Annotated in this window: 22 protein-coding genes and 4 pseudogenes; 11 read left to right on the top strand and 15 right to left on the bottom strand. The window is 61.6% G+C overall.

The genetic code is table 11. The features are described from left to right. Positions 1–194: 194 nt before the first annotated feature. Both NKI67_RS14700 and NKI67_RS33865 read left to right on the top strand, forming a co-directional pair. Positions 195–416 (top strand): annotated as a pseudogene (locus NKI67_RS14700) (type II toxin-antitoxin system Phd/YefM family antitoxin); the annotation flags it as partial. Then, a pseudogene (locus NKI67_RS33865) lies at positions 388–785 on the top strand (type II toxin-antitoxin system VapC family toxin). The pseudogenes NKI67_RS14700 and NKI67_RS33865, both read left to right, overlap by 29 nt. Positions 786–822: 37 nt before the next feature. On the opposite strand, the gene NKI67_RS14710 reads toward NKI67_RS33865, so the two are convergent. From NKI67_RS14710 to NKI67_RS14745, 8 genes are all read right to left on the bottom strand, one after another. Next, positions 823–1,653 carry a BtpA/SgcQ family protein gene (locus tag NKI67_RS14710; protein ID WP_352645683.1) on the bottom strand — a complete coding sequence of 277 codons (831 nt, stop codon included), beginning with the start codon at positions 1,651–1,653 and terminating at the stop codon, positions 823–825. Then, positions 1,650–2,558 (bottom strand): ribokinase, encoded by a 909-nt coding sequence (locus NKI67_RS14715; protein ID WP_352645685.1) that lies wholly within the window; start codon positions 2,556–2,558, stop codon positions 1,650–1,652. Before NKI67_RS14715 ends, NKI67_RS14710 begins: the two co-directional genes overlap by 4 nt. A 3-nt stretch (positions 2,559–2,561) precedes the next feature. Next, positions 2,562–3,332: a glutamine amidotransferase gene (locus NKI67_RS14720; RefSeq protein ID WP_352645687.1), complete on the bottom strand. Its 771-nt coding sequence runs from the start codon at positions 3,330–3,332 to the stop codon at positions 2,562–2,564. A gap of 27 nt (positions 3,333–3,359) precedes the next feature. Next, the gene (locus NKI67_RS14725; RefSeq protein ID WP_023679226.1) at positions 3,360–4,448 is read right to left on the bottom strand and encodes a phosphotriesterase family protein; all 1,089 of its coding nucleotides are present in this window, start codon (positions 4,446–4,448) and stop codon (positions 3,360–3,362) included. A gap of 4 nt (positions 4,449–4,452) precedes the next feature. After that, positions 4,453–5,457: an ABC transporter permease gene (locus tag NKI67_RS14730; protein WP_023679227.1), complete on the bottom strand. Its 1,005-nt coding sequence runs from the start codon at positions 5,455–5,457 to the stop codon at positions 4,453–4,455. After that, positions 5,454–6,251, bottom strand: coding sequence for an ATP-binding cassette domain-containing protein (locus tag NKI67_RS14735; protein WP_352449199.1), 798 nt, complete (start codon positions 6,249–6,251; stop codon positions 5,454–5,456). The genes NKI67_RS14730 and NKI67_RS14735 overlap by 4 nt, the downstream gene beginning before the upstream one ends. Positions 6,252–6,325: 74 nt before the next feature. Further along, positions 6,326–7,264, bottom strand: coding sequence for an ABC transporter substrate-binding protein (locus tag NKI67_RS14740; RefSeq protein WP_023679229.1), 939 nt, complete (start codon positions 7,262–7,264; stop codon positions 6,326–6,328). Between the two features lie 116 nt (positions 7,265–7,380). Next, entirely contained in the window at positions 7,381–7,992 is a 612-nt protein-coding gene (locus NKI67_RS14745) for a cupin domain-containing protein (protein ID WP_023679230.1), read from the bottom strand. 1,335 nt (positions 7,993–9,327) lie between these two features. Here NKI67_RS14745 and NKI67_RS14750 point away from each other — a divergent pair. Together NKI67_RS14750 and NKI67_RS14755 are read left to right on the top strand one after the other, a co-directional pair. After that, positions 9,328–9,885 (top strand): OsmC family protein, encoded by a 558-nt coding sequence (locus NKI67_RS14750; RefSeq protein WP_023679231.1) that lies wholly within the window; start codon positions 9,328–9,330, stop codon positions 9,883–9,885. Positions 9,886–9,944: 59 nt separating this feature from the next. Next, positions 9,945–11,174 (top strand): NAD(P)-binding domain-containing protein, encoded by a 1,230-nt coding sequence (locus tag NKI67_RS14755; protein ID WP_352645690.1) that lies wholly within the window; start codon positions 9,945–9,947, stop codon positions 11,172–11,174. A gap of 73 nt (positions 11,175–11,247) precedes the next feature. Here the strand turns inward: NKI67_RS14755 and NKI67_RS14760 are convergent, their stop codons facing one another. The 3 genes from NKI67_RS14760 to NKI67_RS14770 are packed head-to-tail and all read right to left on the bottom strand — an operon-like array spanning position 11,248 to position 13,426. Further along, complete coding sequence (locus tag NKI67_RS14760) at positions 11,248–11,697, bottom strand: CoA-binding protein (RefSeq protein ID WP_352645845.1); 450 nt, start codon at positions 11,695–11,697, stop codon at positions 11,248–11,250. Between the two features lie 5 nt (positions 11,698–11,702). Then, a complete protein-coding gene (locus NKI67_RS14765; protein WP_352449195.1) occupies positions 11,703–12,074 on the bottom strand; it encodes a 2Fe-2S iron-sulfur cluster-binding protein in 372 nt (123 codons plus the stop codon). Beyond that, the gene (locus tag NKI67_RS14770; protein ID WP_352645692.1) at positions 12,071–13,426 is read right to left on the bottom strand and encodes a selenium-binding family protein; all 1,356 of its coding nucleotides are present in this window, start codon (positions 13,424–13,426) and stop codon (positions 12,071–12,073) included. The genes NKI67_RS14765 and NKI67_RS14770 overlap by 4 nt, the downstream gene beginning before the upstream one ends. Positions 13,427–13,906: 480 nt before the next feature. On the opposite strand from NKI67_RS14770, the gene NKI67_RS14775 reads away from it, so the two are divergent. Next, positions 13,907–15,577 (top strand): FAD-dependent oxidoreductase, encoded by a 1,671-nt coding sequence (locus NKI67_RS14775; protein ID WP_352449192.1) that lies wholly within the window; start codon positions 13,907–13,909, stop codon positions 15,575–15,577. A 55-nt stretch (positions 15,578–15,632) separates the two neighbouring features. Here the strand turns inward: NKI67_RS14775 and NKI67_RS14780 are convergent. Further along, positions 15,633–15,824 (bottom strand): annotated as a pseudogene (locus NKI67_RS14780) (glutathione S-transferase family protein); the annotation flags it as partial. A 151-nt stretch (positions 15,825–15,975) separates the two neighbouring features. Between NKI67_RS14780 and NKI67_RS14785 the strand changes: the two are divergent. After that, positions 15,976–16,209 (top strand): hypothetical protein, encoded by a 234-nt coding sequence (locus NKI67_RS14785; RefSeq protein WP_023679240.1) that lies wholly within the window; start codon positions 15,976–15,978, stop codon positions 16,207–16,209. A 224-nt stretch (positions 16,210–16,433) separates the two neighbouring features. Here NKI67_RS14785 and NKI67_RS14790 read toward each other — a convergent pair whose 3' ends face one another. Continuing rightward, positions 16,434–17,495 carry an aminopeptidase gene (locus NKI67_RS14790; protein ID WP_352645694.1) on the bottom strand — a complete coding sequence of 354 codons (1,062 nt, stop codon included), beginning with the start codon at positions 17,493–17,495 and terminating at the stop codon, positions 16,434–16,436. 266 nt (positions 17,496–17,761) lie between these two features. Here NKI67_RS14790 and NKI67_RS14795 point away from each other — a divergent pair, with 266 nt between their 5' ends. After that, a complete protein-coding gene (locus NKI67_RS14795; protein ID WP_352595026.1) occupies positions 17,762–18,421 on the top strand; it encodes a L,D-transpeptidase in 660 nt (219 codons plus the stop codon). Positions 18,422–18,431: 10 nt separating this feature from the next. Beyond that, positions 18,432–18,944 carry an OmpA family protein gene (locus NKI67_RS14800; RefSeq protein ID WP_023679243.1) on the top strand — a complete coding sequence of 171 codons (513 nt, stop codon included), beginning with the start codon at positions 18,432–18,434 and terminating at the stop codon, positions 18,942–18,944. Positions 18,945–19,449: 505 nt separating this feature from the next. Here the strand turns inward: NKI67_RS14800 and NKI67_RS14805 are convergent. Continuing rightward, positions 19,450–21,126, bottom strand: a complete 1,677-nt coding sequence (locus NKI67_RS14805; protein ID WP_352645696.1) for a winged helix-turn-helix domain-containing tetratricopeptide repeat protein — start codon at positions 21,124–21,126, stop codon at positions 19,450–19,452. 88 nt (positions 21,127–21,214) lie between these two features. Between NKI67_RS14805 and NKI67_RS14810 the strand changes: the two genes are divergently transcribed. The 3 genes and pseudogenes from NKI67_RS14810 (at position 21,215) to NKI67_RS14815 (ending at position 24,040) form a co-directional block, all read left to right on the top strand. Continuing rightward, positions 21,215–21,523, top strand: coding sequence for a hypothetical protein (locus tag NKI67_RS14810; RefSeq protein WP_352645698.1), 309 nt, complete (start codon positions 21,215–21,217; stop codon positions 21,521–21,523). Between the two features lie 21 nt (positions 21,524–21,544). Further along, a pseudogene (locus NKI67_RS33870) lies at positions 21,545–21,705 on the top strand (IS91 family transposase); the annotation flags it as partial. A 748-nt stretch (positions 21,706–22,453) separates the two neighbouring features. Beyond that, positions 22,454–24,040 (top strand): serine hydrolase, encoded by a 1,587-nt coding sequence (locus NKI67_RS14815; protein WP_352645700.1) that lies wholly within the window; start codon positions 22,454–22,456, stop codon positions 24,038–24,040. 278 nt (positions 24,041–24,318) lie between these two features. Here NKI67_RS14815 and NKI67_RS14820 read toward each other — a convergent pair whose 3' ends face one another. After that, positions 24,319–25,518, bottom strand: a complete 1,200-nt coding sequence (locus NKI67_RS14820; RefSeq protein ID WP_352645702.1) for a mandelate racemase/muconate lactonizing enzyme family protein — start codon at positions 25,516–25,518, stop codon at positions 24,319–24,321. Between the last annotated feature and the right edge of the window lie 3 nt (positions 25,519–25,521).

Consider the following 25,521-nt stretch of genomic DNA (forward strand, 5'->3'; position numbering starts at 1 on the left):
CCGCGCCCCACAACCCGGCCCCCCACCACCCGGTTCACCCTACCCCAAAAAAACTTACCATAACAAACCACCCCCCCGCGGTTTTTTTGCCCGGGGCCCCGGGGGCGTCACCAAACCCCCCCCCCCGCATCCGGCCGGGCCCGTGTAGACTAAGTTGCATGGACTAAGTCAGAGGCCCGCAATGCGCAGTCAATATCCACGAGGCCAAGACGCGTCTGTCTCGTCTTGTCGACAGGGCGGCCAAAGGCGAATCCTTCATTATCGCCAAATCCGGCAAGCCGATGGTCAAGGTCGTTGCCATAGCCGCACCTGCGGCCGGCGAAATGCGTCGGGTGGGGTTTATGGCCGGGCAGTTTTCAGTTCCGCACGATTTTGATCGCATGGCCGATGACGAAATCGAGAAGCTGTTGGCGGCCATGCACGAAACTTCTTCTCGATACCCATCTTCTGCTCTGGGCGGCGGGCGAGCCCGAAAAGCTCCCGCCCAGCCCTCGCTGAGATCGAGAATGCCGATAACCACTTGACGTTCAGCGCCGCAAGTCTCTGGGAGATTGCCTTTAAACGTGGTCTGGGGCGCCCTGACTTCACGTCGGGGTCTGATGGACAATGGCTATCCTGAGCTGCCAATCACCGGGGAGCATGCCGTTGCAGTGGAGGGGCTTCCACCCATCCACAAGGACCCATTCGATCGGATCCTGATTGCTCAATCGATTGTGGAAGGCATTACTTTGCTGACCGTCGACGATCTGGTCGCCCAGTATCCTGGGCCCGTCCGTCGTCTCTGATCAAGCGGACCCCAAGCCCCTCGGTAGGGTAGTCCAGTTATCGCTTCAGACCACCCATGAAAGCCTTTACTCGAGCAGAGTCGACTTGGTTCCACCAGACGCCGTCGTGCTTCAGCGCGCTGGCGATGATGACCCCGTCGACGATGGCGAGGATATCCTTGGCATTGTCCGGCGTGACACCGCTCCCGACCAGCGTCGGCAGGCCGGCGGCCTGCTTGATCTTACTTATGTAACCCAAATCCGCGGCGTGGCCGGTGCGCTGGCCAGTGGCGATGATGGCGTCGGCGTCGAAGAAGACCAGGTCCTTGACCAGTTCCTCCACCGGGCGGTCGGCGACGATGGCGTGTGCGCCGTGCTTGACATGGGCATCGGCGAAAATGCGGATGCCGTTGGCGCGCAGCCTGGCGCGGTAGCGTGCCGCGCGGCCCGATTCGCCTTCGACAAAGCCCTCATTGGCGACGTAGGCATTTGCCCATTGATTGACTCGGACGAAGCCGGCGCCGGCTGCGCTGGCGATCGCCAAGGCCGGAATCGCGGCATTGGCCAGCACATTGATGCCGATCGGCCTGCCGAGTTCGCGGCGGATGCGGTCGGAAACCACCGCCATGTAGGCCGCCGTCTCCGGGCCGATATCATCGGGCTTGGCGAAGGGGATGTCGCCATGGTTCTCGACGATAACGCCGTCGCAGCCGCCGTCGAGATAGGCCTTGGCGTCGTCGAGCCCGCGCTGGTAGATCGCCTCGATAGCCTCGCCGTCATAGCGCGGCGCGCCGGGCAGCGGCGCCAGATGAACGACGCCGATCACCACCTTTGTGCGGCCGAAAAGGTCCACGAGCGCGCCGCCGCCAGATTGGCCGAGCTGGGTCATGAGAGCTCCATTTGATCGATGAGCGCCGCCATCTCGGAGGCGGAAGGACAGGATGCCAGCGTGCCCGGCCGTGTCACGGCGATTGCGGCGGCGGCGAGCGCCAGCTTCAGCGCCGAGATGACCGGCATGCCCCGGGCAAGCCCACCGGCCAGACAGCCGCAGAACACATCGCCCGCGCCGCTGGTGTCGAGCGCTTCGACTCGCGGCGCGGGCAAGCGAAGCAGTTCCGTCAGGTCCGTGCCAAGCACGATACAGCCTGCGGCACCGAGCGTGATGACGACGGTGCCTGCGCCTTTGGCCACCAGCGCGCCAGCGGCTGCTGTCATGTCATCCCGGCCGGTCAAGATTTGCGCTTCGGATTGGTTGACCACCAGAACCTCCGCCAGGCCGAGATCGGGCAGCGAGGCCGTGTCGATCGGGCTGGCGTTGAGAACGGTGCGCGCACCGTTTTCCTTTGCTGCTCTGAGGCAGGCATTGGTCACGGCAGTTCGCAAATTTCCCTGGCAGGCGAGGATGTCGCCGGGGGCGATCCAGCGGACAAGTGCTGTCTGCGTCACCGGATCGAAGGTCTCGCTGCAGGCGACGCCGCTGACGATGAAATTCTCTCCGCCTTTATCGACGACGATGGTCGAGCGGTCGCTCGGCAGCTCGAATTCGCTCACCTCAAGGTCTGACAGCTCGCTGTCGAGGCGGCTCCTGATCCATGCGCCAGCGGGGTCCTTGCCGAGCGCCGTCCAGAACGTCACCTCTGCACCAGTCCGTGCTGCTGCGACCGCCTGGTTGGCGCCCTTGCCGCCGAGCCCGTCGGCATAGCTCACGGCATTCAAGGTCTCGCCCGGAGCAGGGAAGCGGCCGACGCGAAACAAGATATCGAGGCAGGTATTGCCGACGACGTGGACATGCATGGCTCAGCTCTCACCGGTCGCCCAGCCCAGCATCTGTTCGAACAGGGTCTTGTAGCCTGGCCAGGCGATGAATTGCGGCGGCAGCCAATGCGGCCCGACATCGGATGTCCAGGCCACAGTGCGGCCCTTGCCGTAACGGCCGGTGACAAGCAGCGGCAGCGAGCCATAATCCGACGACACGCTGGCCAGGACCTCGGCCCCGTCCTTCAGCGTCACCTCGTTAAAACCGAGCAGGATCGGCCAGTCCGAGCCGAGGCCCCTGAGGATGGGATGGCTCGACCCTGGTTTCGGCACGGGCGCAAAACCTTCGGGAACCTCGACGCGGTCGTCGTAGGCCAGGCAATTCACCGGCAGCACGTCCTCGACCGGGGTCTTGCGGTAGCGCGCGCCGCCGTTGATGCCCTGGAAGCTGTAGTAACCGCCGAACATCAATAGACCGCCGCCGCCGCTGACGTAATCGCGGAGCAGGCGCAGGCGGTTCGGCGTCGGCTTGGAGTGGATCCAGGTGTCGGGATGCAGCAGCAGCGTGTTGGCGCCGATGTCGGAGAGCACGACCGCGTCATAGGCCGACAGCGCCTCCATGGTCTGTGGAAAGCCGCGCTGCGCCTCATGCGCCGGCATGAACGTGACGTCGAAGTCGGTCGCCTTCAGCGCGCCCAGCAACTCGTCTGCGCCGGTGTGGTAGGTAACGGTCGGAAACTGGTCGAAACCCTTGATATGGGTCGCGGTCGACACCCAGGATTCGCCGGCAAGCAGGATCTTCTTCTTGGACATTTGAACTCCAGTGTAATTCCAGGCCGCTTAGAGCCGCGCGAATACGCTTTTCGGATTGGCGATCAGCATGCGGTCGATGGCCGGCTGCTCGACGCCGTGGCGTTTTAGGCGCGGTATGAAATGCTTCAGGATATAGCCATAGCCGAAGCCGCCGAAGCGCGTCAGCATGATCTTGAGGAACACATCCTGCGACAACAGCAGGCGGTCGCCGAAGCCCGCCTCGACAAGGGCGGCGATGGCGCGTGCATTCTCCTCGTCGGAGGGCGATTGCGCGTCCTGGTCGGCGTAATAATAGTCCATGCCGATCATGTCGTATTCGAGGAACGCGCCGCGCCGGGCGAGGCTTTTCTGGTAGTCGGGATCGTCGTGGCTCGGGTTCATGTGGCAGAGCACGGTGTGGCGAAGATCGGCGCCTTCGGCCTCGACGATATCGAGCACCTCGTGCGCCAGCCGCTCCCAGCCAGGCAGATGGATCGACAGCGGCACGCCGGTGATGCGCGAGGCGCGCGCCGAAGCTCGCAGCGACTTGCGTTCCTCGGCGGTGAAATCCTTGCTGACGCCGACTTCGCCGATCAGCCCGGCCATGATCGGCGGCTGCGTCTCGCCGCCGCCGACATCGTTGACGATGAACTCGGTCACGGCGTCCACATCCATCGCCTTCAGCCATTCGGGATGGGTGTGCTCGAGATAGAAGCCGGTGCCCATGACGATCTTCAGGCCGGACATGCGGCTGATGCGAGCGAGCTTTTCGGGGGCGCGGCCGATGCCGATATTGGTGGCATCGACGACGGTGTGGCCGCCCAACGCGCGATAGCGCTGCAGCTCAGACAACGCCAGGTCGGCGTCGTCGAGCGAGACGTTGTCGCGGTTGACGTATGGGTTCATGCGCAACTCGCCGATGATCTCGATGTTCACCGGCTGCTCGGCGATCGCCATGTCATCGGGATGGCAGGGGCATTTCCAGCTGCGCGCCCCATCGAGCAAGATGTGCTCGTGCATTAGCGTAATGCCCATCTCCTCGACCGGAACCGGGCCGAGCACGGTCATCACATGGCCGGTTTCGACCCCGATTGGCAGCCGCCGCCTGGGCACCGCGTCATCGAACAGATCGCTCATCGGCTCAACGGCTCCGCACGGCGCCGCGAAACAGGCGGAAGTTCAGCCAGATGGCGATCAGGATGATCGTTCCGGTGACGATCGGCGTCAGGAAAGGCGACAGATGCGCCAGGATCAGGCCGTTGCCGATGACGGCCACCGTCAGCGCGCCGAGCACCGTGCCGATGATCGTTCCGCGGCCGCCGAACAGGCTGGTGCCGCCGAGCACGACGGCGGCGATGACTTCCAGCTCGAAACCCTGGCCGGCATTCGAAGATCCCGATCCAAGCCGGGCAGCAATAATGATCCCGGCAAGGGCTGCCGCGATGGCGGAAATCACATACACGAAGAGCGTCGTCTGCCGCGTGTTGACGCCGGCGCGCCGCACCGCCTCGGCATTGGCGCCGATACCGGTGACATAGCGGCCGAATGGCGTCTCGTTGAAGGCGAGATACGCGATGGCCAGGATCGCCAGCGCGATCAGCGCCGGCACCGGCACGCCAAGGAACCAGGCGCGGCCCAGCACGGTGAAAGCGCTTCCGGGCTCGATGGGGATGGAATAGCCGCCGGTGATCAGCAGCGCCACGCCACGGATCACCGAAAGCCCGGCAAGCGTGACGATGAAGGACGGGATGCCCTCATAGGCAATGAAATAGCCCTGTACCGCCCCAAGCAGGGCACCGAGCGCCAACATGGCGAGGATAACGACTGGCCACGGCAGGCCAAACTGCAAAAGCGTCGCCGACAGCGTCGCCACCAGCGCCAGCACGGAGCCGACCGAAAGATCGATGCCGCCAGTGGTGATGACGAAAGTCATTGCCGCGGCGACGATCAGCAGCGGCGCCGACTGCCGCAGGATGTTCAACAGATTGGGCGATGTCAGAAACGCGTCGGTCGCAACCGAGAAGATGATGCAGACGACCAGAAAGAACAGCGCGATCGAGACGACGCTGCCATTGGCGAGCAGCGCATCGCGCCAGGTGCCCCTGCGTACTCGTGAGGGCTGGGCGGTGTGGATCGCGTCGCTCATGCCGGCGCTCCACCGCGATAGCCATTGGTGGCGGAACGCGCATTGAACTTGCGGCCGACGATCAGATTGACCACGTCTTCGATATTAGTGTCGCCGATCAGCCGCTCGGCGACATTGCGCCCTTCATACATGACCTGAATGCGATCGCAGACGAGGAAGAGATCCTGCAGCCGGTGGGTGATCAGAATGACGCTGACACCGCGCGCACTGACCGCGCGGATCAGTTCGAGCACCGCCTCGACTTCGGCCACGGCAAGCGCTGCCGTCGGCTCGTCCATGATCAGCACGGCCGGCTCGAACGAGGCGGCGCGGCCGATCGCGATCGACTGGCGCTGCCCGCCGGAGAGGTTTTCGACCTTGAGCCGCGTGTCGGCAATGACGATGCCGAGCCGATCGAGCATCTGGCGCGTCTCGTCATGCATGCGCTTCTTGTCGAGAAAGGAAATGCCTGCGATGCGGCGGCGCGGCTCGCGGCCGAGAAACAGATTGCCGGCGACATCGACCGTGTCGCACAGCGACAGGTCCTGGTAGACCATCTCGACGCGCGCCGCACGTGCGTCCGCCGGCGAGCTGAAGATCACCGGCTTGCCGTCGATTTCGATGGTGCCGGCGTCGGGAACCACTGCCCCCGACAGCACCTTGCTCAATGTCGACTTGCCGGCGCCATTGTCGCCGACCAGCCCCAGCACCTCGCCCGGCTTCAGCGTCAGCGACACGTCATCGAGCGTCTGGATGGCGTTGTAGCGCTTTGAGATGCCGCTCATCCGCACCCGATAGGTCTGGCCACTGCTCATCTGGAATTCCACGCGATTGCAAGGGATCCGCGGCGCAGCCTCGGGCGGCGCCGCGGCTCGGTCGCCGACGCAGTTTACTTGAACATCGCGCGATATTGGTCGACATTCTTCTTGGTCACGATCGTCACCGGGATATTGATGATCGGGTCGATTTTCTCGCCCTTCTTGATCTTGCCCAGCGCTTCGACCGCGGCCTTGCCTTCGCCGGCCGGATCCTGCTGCACGACCGCCACCACCCAGCCGTCGTCGATGCCCTGAACGGCCTGCTTGGTCAGATCCCAGCCGAACACCTTGACGTCGCCGGTGCGGCCCTGGCTGGTCACCGCCGAAACGGCGCCGAGCAAGGCCGGTTCGCCGGTTGCATAGAGCGAGTTCATGTCCGGATTGGCGGTCATCAGGTTTTCCGAAGCGCTCAACGCGGTCTCCTGAACGTTCTGGCCGTCGACTGTGTCGAGGAAGGTGACGGCCTGGCCGCTTTCGGTCACCGCCTTCTTGAAGCCGTCGAGGCGCTGGTTCTGGATGAATGAATTGAGTGCGCCGACGATACCGATCTTGGCCTTGCCGGCCATATCGGTTTTCACATAGTCGGCGTAGAATTTGCCGATGTCCTCGCCGGCCTTGGTGTTGTCGACGCCGATGAACGAAATATTGTCGCCGTCGGGGATCTGCGCGTCGATGGCTATGACGGGAATGCCGGCCGTCTTGGCTGCAGTGATCGCAGGCTTGACGCCGTTGACGTCGATGGCGACCAGAATGATGCCGTCGACTTTCTGCGTGATGTAGTTCTCGATCGCGTCGTTCTGCGCGCTCGGCACATTGTTGGCGTTGAAAATGACCAGCTTGGCGCCAGCGGCGTCGGCTGCCTTTTGCGCGCCCTCGTTGATCTGGTTGAAGAACAGGGCCTGCTGGTTGATGTTGACGAGAGCGAACGTATCGGCAAGCGCCGATCCCATGGCTGCCGAGCCCATGGCAATGGCGGCGGCACAGCCGGCGAGAAGTTTGAACAGACGCATTTCGGTTCCCCTTGCTTGCGGACCAGACCTCGGCTGGTCCCGTTGGTGCTACAGGCACGAGGCAAGCATTCAAGAGACTTGAATATTTGTCAATCCAAATGAACGCAGAGCGTTGCTCAGAAAGTCGCCGGCGTGTTGACCCAGAAAATGCTAGCGCGTTCCTCGCCGATGTTGCGGTAATGATGCGGCAGCTCCGACCTGAACACGAAGGCATCACCCGTGGCGAGAGCATGGCTCTTGCCGTCGACGATCAGTTCGATCCGCCCGGCGAGCACGTAGCCGACTTCCTCACCGGCATGCTGGATCGGACCTTCGCTCGAGCCCTCTGCCTCGATGTGATGGATGTTGCATTGTAAGAGGTGGCCAGGCGAATACGGGATGATGCGTTCGAGCGAAATTCCTTCGCCACGCCGTAGCGCGTCGAGCGCGATCAAAGGCCTTGCGCCCGCCCGGAATACGATCGCCTCGTCGTCGTCGACTTGCTCGAACATCCAGCCGATATTGGTGTCGAGAACCTCGACCAGACGGTGAAGCATGGGCAGGGACGGCGAAGCCTTGCCGTTCTCGATCTTGGACAGCAGGCTTTCCGAGCAATTCGCAGCCGCGGCCAGCGTCTTCAGCGTCATGCCGCGTGTCTGGCGGGCGAGGCGCAGCCGAGTTCCAAGTCTTGCGGCATTTACGGTGGCGTCCGTTTCTGACTCTGGCCGCCGTCGATCGATTTTGTTCATCTGTTCGCCAACCATTCAACGGTCAAGGGCAACTATCGCGCGAGCAAAAGACCTCGGCTGACGATTTGCAAGTGCTGATGCGTCAAATTCGAGACTGCAGCGGCAGCTATCTCATCCGGCGAATGCCGCTCCCGCATGAACCGTGCTGATGATCCCGCGCCAGTTATCCCCTATCGCTTGGCTGTCCATCGTGGTCGAAATCGCCAGCCGTTACCGCGTTTGCGTCACGTGGCGAGTGGACTTGGAACAACAATGCGGGCAAGGCGGGCCACGCAGCCAATCTACACAACCACGGCCGCGCCGACATGATAAAATCTGGACTGTCACCGAATTTGCGGAGCGCGCCCAGAAGTCACCCGCGGCAGCGCCCCATGGAGTTACGCCCAGGGCGCGCAGGCTCTCGATAGCCGCGACGTACCCAATGAAATCGCTGGGGCAGTCGCGCACCGCTTGAGCTTCGGCGATTTTGAAGAAAGTCCAACAGAATTAATGGACTAGCATCTTGCTTATGTAAGTTGCGGAAGCGATGCGCGGTTAATGCTTTAGAAGTATAGACACATCGACACGAGGTGCGAAGAAGCAACGCCAATACAGCTGGTTGGTTACAACATATTTATTTTCGCAGATATGGTATTGCCCGTCCGGGGATTCCTGTACACGGTCCCGTGGGATGGTGAAATTATGCGGCAAATAAGTGTACCCGCCGTCTACCCTGGACCGCACCGAAGACCGAGGTATGGCGCGGCAATCTGAACCGCCGCAGCACTTGAATTTGGTCTGTGGGTCAATCTTATCTTCGTACCAATCATGGGCGTTAGCGGCTGTTGCGGCGGCGATACACATCGCCGTGAAGATGAGCCTTCGCATGGCATTCCTCAAGTATCTGGCAGGCGCTGCTCGTTGGGGTTTCCATGTATATTAGCGTTCCATTGAAAATACCATTGGCCTCCGACCGACTTAACGCAGCCCCAGCAACGCTCGCAACGGAAGACCGCATTGGGTCACGTCAGGACGACACTTGCGCCGACCAAAGGTCAGCTCTTGTCGCTCCGGGTTAGAAACCCGACCGTCTGCTCTGCGCCTGATGTCGGCCATAGAGGCGAACTTTGCCTCCGCCCGGAAGCAGACACTGCAATTGACCACGCTGAAGGTCGTGGTCGCGCCAGAGCCTGCAAAGGCACAACTCGGCACACGAGGGCGAACATTCCGCTGCGGAAACAACTTGAAGAAACGCTTCGCGACCCATAGCATGCCGCGCCATGGTGAAATCTGATCGGGAGGTCAGTGAGATCGGTCGGGTTTTTGAGCCAGTGCAAGGTAGGGAGGATAATAATTATGGCTTCCGAAGTACAGGCAAACAACGGCGTTAACGTAGAGGCGCTGCTCGGCGCACGCGAAGCGCTTACCAACGCCCCGGAGGCAGCGCAGTTCAAGTGGCGCGCGGCCTGCGAATGGAAGGATGGCACCCACAGCCACTCGTCGGTCGAGAGCTTCTACGGTCTCGGCGAGGATCAGCATCGCAAGACCACCTTCACATTCGACGCAGACCATCCGGAGGTCTTCGCTTCCCAGGACAAGGGCGCCACGCCCGTCGAATACGTGCTGGTCGGACTGGCGAGTTGCCTGACCGCCGGCATCGCCGCGGTTGCCCAGAACCGGAACATCCAGTTGAAGTCGGTGAAGGCGACCATCGAAGGCGACATGGATCTCGCCGGAATACTCGGCATCGACAGCGACGTGCGCAACGGCTTCAGCGGCATCACGGTGAAATACAACATCGACGCCGACGCCAAGCGCGAGGACATCGAGGCTATCGTCGCTCAGTCGCAGAAGCGGTCGGCCGTCTATGACATTGTCACCAATCCGACGAACGTCACGGTCGTGGTGAATTGAAAGGCGCTTCGAACCGTAGACTCTCCTGATGAGAGGGTGCGATTAGTTCCGTCACCACAGTGATCGTCGGCGCGGGGCACGCGGGGCTCGCGATGAGCCGCTGCCTCGCAGAGCGCTCTATCGACCATGTGCTGCTGGAGCGCGGCGAGATCGCCCATACCTGGCGCACCGAGCGATGGGATTCACTGCGGCTGCTCACCCCGAACTGGCAGAGCCGGCTGCCGGGCTTCCGCTATGACGGCGACGATCCCGACGGCTACCGGACGATGCCTGAGGTGATCGACTTCCTCGGGAACTATGCCAAGGCGATCTCGGCTCCGGTCAGAACCCACACGACCGTTACCTCGGTTCGCAGCGACGGGGCGGGATATCTTGTGCGCACGGACCGCGGCGAGTGGCGGTGTCGGACCGTCGTGCTGGCGTCGGGCGCGTGCAACATCGCGCGCCTGCCCGACGTCGCCAGCCGCGTGCCGCCGTCGGTCGCCATGCTGACGGCACAGTCCTACCGCAATCCGGGTCAGGTCGCCGACGGTGGCGTGATGGTGGTGGGCGCGTCGTCGAGCGGCACCCAGATCGCACAGGAGCTGCAGCGTTCGGGGCGTCAAGTGACCCTGTCGGTGGGCGAGCACATCCGGGCGCCCCGCGTCTATCGCGGCAAGGACCTGGAATGGTGGATGGACGCCGCCGGCGTGCTCGACCAGCGTTACGACGAGGTGGACGACATCAGGCGGGCGCGACGGGTTCCTTCGCTACAGCTTGCCGGCACGCCCAACCGCATCACCCTCGACCTCAATGCGCTCGACGACCTCGGCGTCGGGCTCATCGGTCGTCTTGCCGGCATCACCGAAGACGGCAAGGCCCAGTTTGCGGGGTCGTTGCGCAACATGTGCGCGCTTTCCGATCTCAAGATGGCACGGCTGCTCGACCTCATCGACGAATGGGCGCGCGCCAACGGCCTGGACGCTACGGCCGGGCCGCCGGATCGTCCGCCGCCGACCCGTGTCGAGGACAACCCGCCGCTCGGCCTCGATCTTGCCGGAGGCGCTATCAGGACGATCATCTGGGCCACCGGCTACCGGCCGGACTACTCCTGGCTGGAACTGCCGGTCCTCGACCGCAAGGGCCACCTCCGTCACGACGGCGGTGTAGCGGAACATCCGGGCCTGTACCTGATGGGGACGCAGTTTCTGCGCCGCCGCAAGTCTGCTCTGATCGACGGCGCTGGCGACGACGCGCGTGATCTCAGCGATCATCTGGCATCGTACCTCGGGCAAAATTCAATCTGCTAGCAGAATCAACGTCTGAGACTCCAGAGGGAACAGGTTGGTTGCCGCGACAACCCCGAATTCTGCGCCCCTGCAGTCATATTCCCAAGTGCAGCTTTGGCTTCCAGAAGGGGCGGAACAACTCAATCTTGGGACAGCGGTTCATCACAACTTTCAAGCCCGCTTCCTCCGCCAACTGGGCGGCAGCGTCATCGCGCACCCCAATCTGACCCCACAGAACCTTGGCATTGATTGCGATGGCCTCCTGTGCAACTTCCAACAGATCTTCGGAGCGGCGAAAAACCTCAACCATATCCACAGGCCGGTCGATGGCCGCTAGTGACGCGTACACCTTAAGCCCTCGAATCTCAGCCAGACCGGGACTGGGGTTGACCGGGATCATGTCGTAGCCGATTTCGTGCAGCACCCTGAGTACCCCATAGGAAAATTTAGTTTTATCGGGGCTGGCCCCAACCATCGCGATGGTTTTGACCGATTTCAGAATGTCTTGCAGATAAGCCTCCGAATAGGGCTCATCATGATTCATATGGGTCATTTCTTTGCTTCCAACGGGGTCGCAATATCGGCTTTCAATTCATGAGCGGCCAGCGGGTCAAGGAAGGGGTTGCGATAGAGCTTGTCGTGGCTCTCAACGCCGACCTCCAGCGTGCAGTCGCTCATAGGGCGGGCGACGCAGAGGATTATATAGCCATTGTTGATCTGGCGGTTGTTCAGCGCCCGCTGCGCTTTTTGATCGACTTTGCCGCTGATTATTTTGGCCGCACAGGTTATGCAGCCGCCATACTTGCACCCATACGGCAGATCCACGCCCTGCTCGCGCAAGCTTTGCAAGAGGGGTTTGCGGTGATCGACGTCAAAGGCCGCACCGCCTTGATTGGCGAGAATGATGGTGAAGCAGGTCATACCCAGATGTCACTCGTGCAATCACCCCCGGGATAACGGGTTTCGTGGCAGCGGCTTGGTCCATTTGGTTCCTTACCAAAATCAACAACGAATAGCGGATCGATTTCCATGCCGCCGTTTTCCGTATCGCAATTGACCATCAGCATGCATCCGCCATTGGTGCGGATTTCCGGATAGAACTGATTATCCCACGTCGAGAAGAGTGAGGTCGTCACATAAAGGCGCTTGCCGTCGAGGCTGAGCTGTATCATCTGCGGCCCGCCAGTCACTTTCACGCCATTGACCTCAGGCGCACGTCCGAGAAGTCCGCCCATCCACACTTGTCCGGTAAGCTTGGCGTTGTGCGGGTCCGAGATGTCGTACTGACGAATGTCGCCATGCAACCAGTTGCACAGATAGAGGTATCTATCGTCCATGCTGAGCAGAATGACCGAGATCACGCCCGGTATTGGTATCGGCCATTCGGGATGCGGCTCATTGCCGACATCGACAATTTTTTCCCATTGCCAGTCACCCGCCGCGTCCTTCCACCAATGGATGATATTTGCAGAAAGGGCCGCGCCAACAAAGCCGTGACTGCTGTCGGGGTTATGATGGAATCGCACTTCCAGTGGGATCAAGCCATCTTCACCGAGATAGAATGTTTGCTTTGGCTCCTTCTTTTCAAAATCCCAGAAATGGATTTCTCGGCCATATTTCAGATGACCAACCTCTTCCAGGTCAAAGCCAGGCATGAAGGTATTGGGCGCGGCCCATTCCGAGCTGACCATTACGTTGTGTCGCGGCTGGTACCAGAAATCATAACCAAACTTGATACTGCCCATGGAGTTTTCCCAGCGGCCGACAATCTCGAACTCCTTGCTGAGTTGCAAATAGCCGCCGGGGGCATTGCCCTGGGCGTCACCAAGCATGGAAACGATGATGTCCGAGCCGAGGCAATGCACCGTGTGTGGCGCCGACAGGTTAGTCCTGGCTTTGATTTCAGCGCCGTCTATCACCTTGAACAGTGTCGGGCTGCGCGGATCGGTACCGCAATCGACAATATGCAGATTTGACGAGCGCACACCTGGCACGATCAGATATTTCCGCTCCATGCTCGCATCGCCGTGGCACGACGAACAGGCATTCCAGCCCGAGTGATGAAGCTCATCGCCAATACCCGGCATTTGCAAACGCGAAATCACCTGGCTGTAGGTCGAACTCTCCGGGTCGACATCAATGGTGCACAGATAGTCCGGCCTCTGAATGCCCGTGCCGGTGTAGATGGCAATCGTATAGAGCAGCTTTTCGCGAGGTGCCGTCATCGCCTCGGCTGGAGAAGCATAGCCCGGTCCACAGCAATGATTGGTCATGGGTACTTCCCTTTGAACAGATCACTGGCCAGCCCCAAAGGGGCAAGCTGGAATGTTAGTGCATGCTTGGCATTGGCGCTATGGCCGGGGTGGCTTGTGAAGTGCGCACGTGACGTACAACTTGGCGACAGAGCCCCCGTGGGACCACCCAACGCCAGCTTCTTATCCCGAGGGAACGTTGGCGGAGTGATCGGAGAGCAATGCCTGGACCAAGCCCAAGTGAAAGCCCCCGGCTTCTTTCCACGGTTTCAAGACAGTATTCCAGCAGATGATCGTGCGCGAACGGCTCGACGATCATCCACGTGCCGTCCGGCTTGAGCGAGCTACGAGCATGCGTGGCATGGCGTCGAGGCTGCCGATCTCCCCCACAACAACGGTACAACAACGGGGAGGTTGCGCTCTCTGCCAAAACGCGGCTCCGCCTCGCTTTTTTATTGATCACGACAAAAAAACAACGCTAACTGGCTCCCGCGAGGGGCCATGCTGACAAGTGATGAAGTGGGAGCGATCCCGTTGTTTTCGGGTTTGCCGGCGGCAGAGCTGGAGCGGCTGGCGCGGACAGCGGCCGATCTTCACCTCAGCCCCGGAGAGTTCGCGATTCACGAGGGTGGAGAGGCCGCGCTGTTTGCGGTTCTCGCCGGCAAGATCGAAGTCCTAAAGACCTTCGACGGCATCGAGCGAACGCTGGGTTGGCGTCTGCCGGGAACGATCTTCGGCGAGGTGCCGATTGCGCTTGGCTCGGGTTTTCCCGGTGGCTATCGCGCCGCCGAATCTTCCCGCGTCATGCGCATCGAGGTTCAGCAGTATTATTCCATCGCCGCGGTTTCAAAGGACGTGGCCCAAAAGGTCAGCGCGCTTGCCCGCGAGCGGATGGGCGGGCTGCAAAGCGTCACTGCCGAGCCGCAGAGGCCGCGCGTCACATTGGTCGGCCATCGCTGGGACACGGCGTGCGGCGAACTGCGCCGGTTTCTGGCCCGCAACCAGATTTCGTTCACCTGGCTGTTGCCCGACACGTCGGATGCCGAGGCTTTCTGGTCTGCCCTCGGCAGGCCGGCTCTCGATGGTCCCGTTGCCCGGCTGGCGGACGGGGAGATTATCGAAGCACCCGCCGTGCGCGATCTTGCCATTCGCCTCGGGCTGCAGACGCGCCCGCGCGGCGCCGAGTACGACGTCGCGATCATCGGCGGCGGACCGGCCGGTCTTGCGGCTGCGGTCTATGGCGCCTCCGAGGGGCTGCGCACCATCGTCGTCGAACGCGAGGCGCCCGGCGGGCAGGCGGGAACATCCTCGCGCATCGAGAACTATCTCGGCTTTCCAAGCGGCATTTCCGGCGACGAGCTTGCCAGCCGCGCGCTGCAGCAGGCAAAGCGGCTCGGCGCCGAAATCCTGGTCACCCGTTCGGTCGCCGGCATCGACCCGACGACGCACGAGGTGGTGCTCGACGGCACCGATGTCGTGCGCGCCCGCAGCCTCATCCTGGCAACCGGCGTCGCCTGGCGCCGTCTTGCCATCGACGGGTTCGACCGGTTGATCGGCAAAGGCGTTTATTATGGCGCCGCGCGCAGCGAGGCGAGCAGCACGCATGGGCAGGATGTCTACCTGATCGGCGCCGGCAATTCGGCCGGCCAGGCGGCGATGCATTTTTCCGGCCATGCGCGCAGCGTGACGCTGCTGGTGCGCGGCCCCTCGCTTGCCGACAGCATGTCCCACTATCTGATCGAGCAGCTCAGGGCGAAATCCAACGTAAAGGTCCAGCTTCGCTCCGAAGTCCAGGCCGTGCACGGCGAGACGCACCTGACGGCGATCGACATTCTCGACAAGACCGGCAACGAGGTGAGCCGGCACGAATGCGGCGGGCTGTTCGTGTTCATCGGCGCCAACGCCGAGACCGAGTGGCTGCCGGCCGACGTAGCGCGCGATGCACGCGGTTATGTGCTGACCGGCGACGACGTGAAGAAGGCCGGGCTCTGGTCGCATGGCCGCGACCCCTACCTGCTCGAGACCAGCGCGCCCGGCATCTTCGCCTGCGGCGACGTACGCCTGAGCCCGGTCAAACGCGTTGCCTCGGCGGTCGGCGAGGGCAGCATGGCCATCGCCTTCGTCCACCAGTATCTGGCCAATGAAGAGAAAGTAGACCGCAACCAAAGCTAGAGGGTCAAGTAACCAGAATGTCATCAGCCGGTCGATGCGGCGTGAAAACCGCCAATTAAGCATCGAAAGCACGCTTGAAGGCTGGCCGCACTTCGCCGCGGGCTACATAAGCGGAGAGGTTCGGATATTCGTTTAGTATACCCGATCCGTTCAACCTGCGCAGCACCGCCACCATCAGAAGGTCACCGGCGCTGAACGCACCATCGAGCCAGTCGGCATTGCCCAGGCGATCGGAAAGTTCGCCCAGCCATGGCTTGCGATCTCCGACTCAGGCGGAACCCATGATTCACAACCGACCCCAAGGGACACTGTTGCCGCCCATCTAGCCGTATTATCGGTATCGGCGAAGCCGCTGATCTGTGCTAAGCCGCCGCCCGAATAGCCAAAGGAGTACACCCGTGAGCGAGCCGACCGTGGCCGAGGCGACCGACAGCATCTATGCATCGCTCCGGGTGAACAATGCCGACATCGACGCACATATCGCGGCGCTCAAAGCAGCGCTGGCGCGAGAGGGGATAGAACAAGCGGTGTTCGATCCGACCAGGCTGGCGCAGAACAACCGTTCGGGCCGCAAGCTAATGCAGGCTTATTTTCGGCAGCGCGGCGTGAGCGTGAGGTTTTCGGCCTCGTAGGGGCGCGGCGCCACGGCCCGCCGGCAATCATTGTGGTCCAAGATCCCGCAGGGAGTTCAGGCAAGTCCGCTTTTGGCTTCTGTAGGCCGGCATGCGGCTTCCGGCCCCGCCGACGTCAAAGTACCTAGGAAATCGGCCGACAAATGGTCAATTCAATCACCTGCTCCGGCTGCCGAGTACCTCAGCGACCGATTCGCCGCTTCTGGCTTGCGGATTTGACCGGATCAATCGCATGAATCTGCCGCCTTGAGCGCTTCGGCGCGGTCAGATTTGTCTAACGCTCCTATCCATCGAACCGACGCGAAGAATCGTGGATAGTCGCCCGAACACAAATCGAACAAGCGGAGAAACGTCGCCACCCGATCGCCGTAGACGGAAGTCGCGGCGAGCTTCGCGTTGTTGATCGGAGAATCGAACCAGACATCGTACCTCCGGTATCCATGCCAGCGACTGTCGCGCATCTCTCGGTAGCGCATCCGCAGCCGTTCGATCGTGGCTATCTTTGCGGCCCGCTTTTGCTCAGAGGTAGCGCTGTCGTCATAGACGTGCCTTAGCTCGTCTCGGGTCTGCGACACCAGCGCAAGAAATTGAGCTCTGCGCCTCCGGTCGGCTTCGTAACGGCGCAAACCGGCAGTATCCCCATTCGCGCGCAGCCATTTTCTTACACCGGTTGTTTCGACAGCGGTAGCGAACGCCTCGTTGAACCCGGAATCGTCCTGTACGTAGACGCGCTGGTGGGCCAGCTCATGGAACACCAGCCCTGCAAGACCCGCTTCATCTTGGCTGAGCATGGTGCTTAGCAGCGGGTCACTTGACCAGCCGAGTGTGGAATATGCAGTGATGCCCGTCACATAGACGTCCAGGCCCTGTCTCTGAAGTTCGACAGCGGTTTCAATCGCAGACCTTTTGGAGAAGTATCCTCGGTACGGAACGCATCCGAACACTGGAAAGCACCATGTTCGTGGCGTCAGCGAGAATTCCGGCGCTGCGAAGATGGCCCATGTCACCGCGTCCCGACCAACGTCAACATAGCTGCGGTAGCTATTGTTGTCCGGCAGCGCTAGTTCATCTATCGCAAACTGTCGGATGGCGCTCGCCGATGCCATTCGAGCGCGCAATGTCCCAGGGGTCGAAGGATTGTCGATCAGCTTTCCTACATCCTGCCGCGCCGCCATGATCTCCAGGTGACCCTTCAGGGATTGTGCGTAGTAGGAAATGCTGGTGCAACCTGCCACGCCGGACATCACGATCATCGCAGCAACCGAACGAAAAAAAGCATGCATCATGCCCACAGCATCGCTCACACGTCCGGATAGGGCAAATGTCGCAACTACGCCCGGTCCGAAACCGTGCGCCAATTTGGTTAAGATCCTGGATGGGGTTTAGGCTAGACGTTCGTCCTCGGCAAGATTGTCACAATTCGGTCACACGCCGCCAAATTGCCGAATGTCCGGACACGGCGGACTGAAGCAACGCAGCATTTTCCACTTTGAGGCGAAGTAATTCTCAACTATGGTCCGCCAGGCTTTTGGCATGAGGGGGAATATTGCCGATGGTTTTATCACGCAGGGGGGTCGTGCTCGGCGGCCTGGCGCTGGTCGCGGTGGGTGCAACCAGCAATATTGCTCAAGCCGCGGCGGCAAAATCCTTTTTCGCCGGTACCGCCAGCGACAACAATTTTGTCTATCGCAAGACCAACTTCGCCAAGATCGACAAGAGATGGCATCGCCAGATCGTCAAGTATTTCAGCAGCGAGCCGGTCGGCACCGTCGTGGTCGATACCCGCCACCATTTCCTCTACGTCATCATGGAAAACAAGACCGCCATCCGCTACGGTGTCGGCGTCGGCAAGGACGGCTTCAAATGGTACGGCCGCGCGACGATCGACCGCCGCGCGCTGTGGCCGCAATGGGTCCCGCCCCCCGAAATGCGTAAGCGCAGGCCGGACCTACCGCCCATGGTCGCAGGCGGCGCGTCCAACAATCCGCTCGGGCCGCGCGCGCTCTATCTGCACCGCAACGGCGCCGACACCGGCTACCGCCTGCATGGCACGCTGGAGCCATGGAGCATCGGCACCGACGCTTCCAGCGGCTGCATCCGCATGTTCCCGGAAGACATCATCGACCTTTACCAGCGCTGCCCGATCGGCACCGCGGTGCAGGTCCTGCCGCACATCGCCGACCAGGCGCCCGCTTCCACCACTGTCGAATGATTGGCGCCTCATGAACCGCATGATTGAAAACACGCGCCGGCTGCTCGCCGCGGGCCTGCTGGTGCTGGCCGCATCCTGCTCGACCAGCAACACGCTGGCCCCTTCCACGCCCGACGTCACCAACACCGAGGTTGCCGGCTTCCAGAACGTGCAGCCGGGCAGCGAGGAGGATTTTATCCTCAATGTCGGCCGCCGCACCTATTTCACGCAAGGTTCGGCCGCGCTCGATTCTGTCGCCAAGGCCACCCTCGACACCCAGATCGCCTGGCTAGCAAAGCATCCGCGCTGGCTGCTCAAGCTGCAGGGTTTCGCCGACGATCCCGGCGCAAGTGAAATGGCGCTGTCGCAGCAGCGCGCCGATGCGGTGATGGACTACCTCGCCGCCGGCGGCATAGACCGCAACCGCATGTGGGCCAAGGGCTACGGCAAGGACAGGCTCGTCCGCGAGTGCCCCGATACCGCCTGCAGGTCGCAGAACCGCCGCGTTGTGTCTAATTTGCGCGATGAGAGGGACGAGCCGTAGGGGGCTGCTGTTCTGCTTGTGACCCGAAGCAGAGTCTCACACGTGACGGCGGCATGGCTGCTTTGCGCCTAATGTCGGTCATCGGGCTCGCGTTCTTTGATTCCCCAAAGCGGACGCAGCGGCATGCGTCGCCAGGATAGTAATTGCGGACGCAGCTGTCATTGGTTCAGACAAAGGCGGCAAGTAGACGACCAAGGTCAGTCCGGAATACCGGCACGGCGCAGGAGCGTGACAATCTTATCGAGCACCTCCGCCTCCCTGTAGGGTTCCTAGCGACGAAAGACCTTGAGTGTGAAGCGCGGATGGGCCTGGGGCATTACCGCGATCGTCTCTGCGGCCATCAGGCTGGCCATCGGCCAGCCTGGCAAGTCGCAAGATAAAACTGAGGAAATGAAGGTGTTTGGTACGCATCGTCGCCCTGAGCGTGAGCGCCACCAGCGCTCGTGGCCCACTTCAAGGGTCGTTTGCAGCCCATGACTTCTGCTGGGCCGCATACGGTCGGCCGTCACTCCGGCAACCCCGCGAACCGCATCTGCTTGATCCAGCGGTCGAGGCTTCCGGGTGCGGTCCAAATCTTGTCCCACTCCCTGCGTTCTTTACTGATGGATTCACTGGGAGTGTTCTGGAGGAAAACCGCAAGCGCTTCCTTTGCCTCTCGCTTGTTTCCTAGACAAGCGTGGATCCCCGCAAGCATGCGCTGTGCGCCGCTCGGGATCCTGGACATTTTCCGCATCGCAGCCAGCGCCGCCCCACAATCGTTCTTTTCCCAGAGCGCCCAGCCCATCTGCCAGTGAAACCAGTCAGGGTGGAAGGGATCGATGCCTTTGGCCTGCTCGATCCGATCGATCGCTTCGTCGGCGCGGCCAACATACAGCAGCACGTTCGTACTCATGACGAGGATATGCGAGTTGCTCGGGTTCAAGGCGATCGCCTGATCGTACTGGGCAAGGGCCTGCTCGACCTCTCCGGCTTCGGTGTGGATGCTGGCGCGGACCTCATGCGCTTCTGCGTCATCAGGAGCGAGCAGGATGGCCTTGTCGGCGTATTTGGCAGCGAGTTTCAACGCCTCGTTCCGGTTGTGTTCCTGCGCGTGCCACCCGAATACCGCGTCATTGCGATAGTACCAGGCCAGCCCGATATAGCCGAACTGGGAGTTCGGATCCTCTTCGATCGCCTTGAGGCTGAACTGCCTTAACAGCTCGTTCCCCTCGGCTGAGATATCCTCTCCGATCTTGGCCCTCCCCATCAGGTAATAGCGGAGCGCGCTGACCTGCGCGGCATCGCTCTGTGGCAACGGTCGCTCGATCCTTATTCCGACCCGATCCGCAAGCGTGCGGATGATTTCCTCCTGGACGACGAAAAGATCGCCAATCTCCCGGTTGTAGGAGTTGGCCCAGACATGTGATCCGTCATGCGCATTCAGCAACTGGGCGGACACTTTCAGCCGGTCTCCGATCTTCTGCTGGCTGCCTTCGAGCAGGTAGTCGACGCCGAGTTCATCTCCAATCTGTCTGGCGTCGATCGGCTTACCGCGGTACCTGAAGCTCGAGTTCCGGGCGATGACGGCATAAGTCTTGCTCCGCGCCAGCTCGGTGATGATCCCCTCGGCAACGGCATCGCTGAGATATCCCTTGTCCGCACCTGCACTCATGTCGTCGAAGGGAAGGATCGCAATCCTGGGCATGTCGCTCGAACGAACGGGAGCGGCTCGCCAGGCTTCCGCGCCGTAGTATGCGCCGATCGCTGCCGCAAGGAGAGCGAGTGCAGCAAGAATGAAGCCGCGCTGCGAGAATCGGGTCCTGGCACGTTCCGTGCCGGCTGCGGCGTTTGGGTCCGCCGCGTCCGATAGATCGGCGTTCAGTCGGTAGCCTCTCTTTGGGACGGTTTCCACCATCACGTGCGCGTCGTCCCCCAACGCGCGGCGAATATCGGCAATGCATTGAGTGAGGCTGTCGTCGGTCACGAAGGTATCGGGCCAAACCGCCTGCATCAGAGCATCCTTGGACACGATTTCGCCCGGTCGCGCCGCGAGCACGGAGAGCACCTCGGCGGACTGGCTGCGAAGATTGACCGCTTTGCCTTCGACGGTTCGGAGTTCTTTGCTTTTGGTCAGGAAGACGAAACCGCGGAACGTGATCGTTTCAGCAGATTTCAGGTCAATTTCAGGGGCCGTTCGGGACATTTCACCTTCCTGGCGCGCTTCCTAGTTTAGCCCATTCGGCCTTCGCCTCCAAGCGACCCCAGCAGCACCGGATGAAACGGAGGACGACATGAATCGCACCAAGCTCATCATCGCTCTGGCTCTTCTCTTGGCAGTGCCAACGGCTGCGAAAGCAGATCCTCAATCTCTAAATGCAACCGCGCATGTAATTTCTCTCGTATTTGTCCATGGCCGCATCGATGAACGCCGAGAACAAAAATCTTTCGATACGATCAAAACCTGCCTCGCATGGAAGCATCAGGGGGAATTTCTTCCGCCGCAACCGGGTTCTTTTGCTTCTTTCACGTACTGTGAGCTAACTAACGTTGGTCCTACTCGGACGGCCAGTATCTTCCAACTTACCCAGGAGGGTCAGTGAGGGCGATCCTCGACCGCCCCTGCCGCGCCGCCCGACGACGGCGACCCCGACGAACCGGACGACTTCCGACCGCCGTGCCCGTGCTGCGGCGGCCGCATGATCGTCATCGAGCTGTTTGAACGGTGGAGGCAACCGCGCGGACCACCACACGGCTCCCGGTGACCGGGAGCAGCACGCCATGACCCGGCATGGAATGGTTCAGCCTTCAGCTGCAGGCACTCAGCCTCCGGCAACGGATCGACGCACGTCCATGATGATCCTCGATGCTGAAGAGGTCGCGTCCAGCTGCCGACCAAGCCGACAACACCGCGCGGGGGCGCAACGAAGCGGTCTGTCCGCATTCACCCCAGCGCTTCCCGACGGCGGTCACGCCATCGCCGACGTCTGCCGAAATCCGAAATCCCCATAGCCATCGTCTGCGGCCCGCGGGTTCCTTCCTCGGGGACTTTCGTACGCCTGCCGGCGCCCGAAACTCTTCACGTGAGCCGAACGGCTGCTTTAACTGGTCCCGCGGCAATAACCGGACGGACAGCAAACGGGCCCCGTGCCGTAGGCAAGATCGGTGAAGACGAAGCGTCCGGGCCTCTCGGCCATCGGACCCCGTGCAGCAGGCCATAGGGCCTCGCGATGGGCCATATAATTGGCTTCGATGACTTTCTGGTTGGCCGCCAGCCCGTTGGCGAACAACTCCTGATTAGATGCCATTTGCCGCCCGGCCTTGGAACTTGACGTTCTCCCGCGCAGTCCCATCCAATTGCCGGGCGCGTAGGTAACGCGGATACTTCACCAGGTCCCGAAATTACATGACACGCAGCCGCCGTCTCTGTCTGATCTTTGAACTTAAACATTTCATTGGAAAATAGCCGCAACCATCTTTCATCTTGCCGCGTATGGTCCGATCATCTGCCGGTGCAAGTTTGAGGACATGCAATGAAGAAGGTCGCTGCTCTCCTGGTACTTTCCCTCGTTACCATGCTGCCCGCCGTGGCAGCCGCGCAGTCCTGCCTGCCGGAGCTTGGGCCATCGCCGCCGCAGGATGCTATGCAGCTGTACCCCGGCGGTGTCGAGAAGGCGTTGGCCGCGCTGCCGGACATCGTCAAGAAAGTCAAGGAAGCATCCGACGTTCCCGGCTTCGCCGTGGCGGTGGTGCATGGCGGCAAAATGATCTTTGACGAGGGGTATGGCCTTCGCGACAACCGGGACGACACTTCTAAGGTCAGCAGCACCACCATTTTCCAGGTCGCCTCGGTGTCGAAGTCGATCTCGGCCACGGTGGCCGCGATCGCCATGACGAAGGACCACAGCTTCGACTGGGATACCCCGGTCGGCAAGGTCTGGGACGGCTTCCGCCTCAATCTCGACTATGCCTCGAGCAACGCCACCATCGGCGATTTCTTCGCCCATCGCTCGGGCCTGCCGATGGCGGCGGGCGACGAACTCGAGGATCTCGGCTTCCAGCGCAAGCAGATCGTCGGGAGCCTGTGGATGGTGCCGCTCGATCCCTTCCGTATCTCCTATCACTACGCCAATTTCGGCACGACGATCGGCGCCGAGGCAGTGGCCCACGCCGAGAAACAACCTTGGGAGCCGCTGGCCAAGAGCCTGTTGTTCGATCCGCTCGGCATGCGCTCGAGCAGCTATCGGCACGAGGACTTCATTGCCGCCGGCAAGAACCGCGCCCTGCTGCATGCGCGCGTGGCGGAGAATGTGTTCGAGCCGCTCTATGACCGCGACCCCGACCAGCAGGCGCCGGCGGGCGGCGTCTCCTCCAGCGCCCAGGATCTTGCCAAGTGGATGATCCTGCTGCTTGGCGACGGCACCTATAACGGCCAGCCCATGATCGACCCGAAGATCCTGCAGCCCGCCATCACACCGCAGAGCGTGACCTACCGCGGCGAGACGCCCGATACGCGGGCCAGCTCCTATGGCTATGGCTTCAATGTGGGGGTGAACGCCAATGGGCGCACCACCATGGGCCATTCCGGCGCCTTCCTGCTCGGCGCCGGCACCACCTTCCAGATCTTGCCCTCGGCCGATGTCGGCATCGTCGTGCTCACCAACGGCTCCCCCGTCGGCGCCGCCGAGGCGGTCGCCGCCAGCTTCATGGACATCGTGCAATATGGCAAGGTCACTCGCGACTGGTATCCCTACATCAAGCCGCGGTTCATGGTCTACTACAAGCCGGTGGGCGACCTCGCCGGCAAGGACAAGCCGACGAACCCCGCCAAGGCGCGCAGTCCATCCTTCTACGAGGGCCGATATACGAGCAACTATTTCGACACCGCCACCGTGCGGGCCGATGGCGAAAAGCTGATGCTCGAACTCGGCCCCAAGCCCATGCAGTTCACGCTCGAGCACTGGGACGGCGACACCTACGCCCTCACGCCCCGCGGAGAGAACGCGCCGACCGGCTCGCTGTCATCGGTGAAGTTCGTTGGTTCCCCCGGCGGCATTCGCGCGCGGGTGATGACGGTGGACTATCTCAATGAGAACGGGTTGGGGCATTTTCAGAGGTAGGGGTGGGGGCGTCGGGTGCTCCATACACCCTATGCCGTCGAAAAGGCGAACCGGCCGTCTGCAAGGTGATGCCTGAGATGGCGGATTTGTGACGGTTCGCTTCCGGGCATGGAAATCAGGAAGCCGGCATTTGCTCGGGAGCTTCCGACAAGCTACGTCGGCTTTGGCCAGCCGCTGATCCGAAGCAGACCGACGGCTCCAGGCCCCGAAACGGTCATTCTGGATGCCAATTTGCGAGAATCAGTCCGCGCGGTGCTGGGTGGCGCAAGAAGGATGGTTCAGTCGAAGAAGCCTGCATCCTCTTCCCGGAGATACTTCCTGGTTGCTTCGGCGTCGATGTCGAGGCCCAGCCCCGGCGCTTCCAGCAAGTCCACCATGCTGTCCTTCACGATCTGCGACGGCAGGCCGATTACGAGGTCCTCCCACCAGGGGTCGGAGGCGCTCGGGTATTCGAACGCAATGTAGTTGGCGGGCAGCGTGGCGCAGACATTGATCAGCGCGCCGAGGCCTAGAAGGCCGTTCGCGGTGCCGTGCGGTGCGATCAGGATCGAGTGCATATAGGCGTGCTCGGCGACCCATTTGAGCTCGGCAATGCCGCCAATATCGGCCGGATCCGGGCCGATGACGCGCACCGCCTGCGTTTCGATCAGCTCCTTGAAATTGTGCCGCAGGTATATCTGCTCGCCGGTATGAATTGGCGTCGAGGTGGCGGTGGTCAGCTCCCGATAGGCCTGCGGATTGACCCACGGCACATAGTCGCCGGTCAGCATGTCCTCGAGCCACATCAAATTGTACTTCTCGACCGCGCGAGCGAACTTGATCGCATCGGGCAGCATCCAGCCCGGGCCGCAGTCGAGCGCCAGGCTCACCTTGTCGCCCAGCACTTCCTTCATCGCGATCACGCAGTCGAGCATGTGGTTGAAACCGCGCTCGCTGATGACGCCCTGATCCATGGCACCGTGGTAGCCAGCCTTATTCTGCTTCACGCCGTAATGGAAGTCCTCGATGGTGTCCTTCATGTTGGAGTGGAACGAGATCCCTTGCTTGATCATGAAGAAATTCTGCGGCTGCTCCATCATCCATTTCACGTCAGCGGCGTAATCCTCCGGCCGGTCCCCCGTTCGCTTCTGCCGGATCGAGCCGTTATAGACGCGCACCTTGTCGCGCACCTTGCCGCCGAGCAGTTTGTAGGCCGGCACGCCTGCGGCCTTGCCGGCTATGTCCCACAGCGCATGCTCGATAGCGCTTACCGCCGCGCCATAGGGCTTGAAAGAGCCGCGTTGGCGGATCTTCAGCATCACCCGCTCGACGTCGGTAGGGTCCTCGCCGATCAGCGCATCGCGGAAATGCAGCACCCAAGGCTTGAGATAGGTCTTGGTGAACTCGACTTCGCCAAGGCCATAGAGGCCCTCGTCGGTAACGATGCGGACGATGGGATGTTTGCCGATGACGGCGCAGCGGAGATCGGTGATCTTCATCTT

The sequence above is a fragment of the Mesorhizobium sp. M0408 genome (genome assembly GCF_040321495.1).
Classification (GTDB): domain Bacteria; phylum Pseudomonadota; class Alphaproteobacteria; order Rhizobiales; family Rhizobiaceae; genus Mesorhizobium.